General features: G+C 58.6%; 1 protein-coding gene and 1 pseudogene. Both read right to left on the reverse strand.

Translation table 11 applies throughout. The features are described from left to right. Positions 1-15: 15 nt before the first annotated feature. Positions 16-618, reverse strand: coding sequence for an IS630 family transposase (locus tag CO670_RS32355; RefSeq protein WP_097594076.1), 603 nt, complete (start codon positions 616-618; stop codon positions 16-18). After that, positions 572-871 (reverse strand): annotated as a pseudogene (locus tag CO670_RS33300) (IS630 family transposase); the annotation flags it as partial. The pseudogene CO670_RS33300 and the gene CO670_RS32355, both read right to left, overlap by 47 nt.

Here is an 871-nt window from a genome sequence, read left to right on the forward strand (position 1 = left end):
TAGAGCGTCGGGCGATTAATTTGCAGCGCATCCGGCTTGTCTGAAATAATTCCAGCACTCCTGTTGAGAGAAGAGTTCACAGACCGTTCCGACGGCTTTCCATAAGTCGTCGTAGGTTCTGGCCTTCTGCTTTCGCAGCAGTGTCTTGAGTTTGGAGAAGGCCATCTCGATGGGATTGAGGTCGGGTGAGTATCGCGGCAGGAAGATGATCCATGCCTTTTTCTCGGCGATGGCGGCGGCGGCTCTGGGACTTTTGTGAACGTTAAGATTATCCCAGATGACGACGTCGCCTGGATTGAGGGTTGGAGCGAGCTGGGTGCGGACATAGGTGTCGAATTTGTCGCCGTCCATGGCGCCGTCGACAACAAAAGGGGCGGTTATGGCATCGCAGCGCAAGCCTGCGATAAAGGTCTGGGTGTTCCACTTGCCGAAGGGTGCGTCGGCGTGAAGACGCTTGCCCTTTTTGCTCCTGCCACGCAGCGGCGTCATATTGGTCTTGACCGAGGTCTCATCGACAAAGACGAGGCGGCCGGGGCTCTTTCGCATCGCCGATTGACGGTGCTCACACCACTCATCGCGTTCCCGGCGGACGTCGGCGCGTTCGCGTTCCGCTGCCATCAGTGTTTTTTTTGAAGGTGAAGCCGGCGCGACAAAGCAGTTTTGACAGGTTCGAGGGATCGACGCTCACATCATGCTGCGCCACAAGCCACGCGGCCAGATCGGGCATGGTTATATCCGGCTGCGCCTCCACCTTGGCGATGATGGCATCTCGCAAAGGTCCGAGCTTGCCGCTGTCTGGTCGCCTGCCACGCCGTGACGGCTCGATCGAGCCCGTACGATCCAACCGCTGTTTGAGCCGCACTGCCGTGGC

It is taken from the genome of Rhizobium sp. J15, from assembly GCF_002531825.1.
Lineage (GTDB): Bacteria > Pseudomonadota > Alphaproteobacteria > Rhizobiales > Rhizobiaceae > Rhizobium.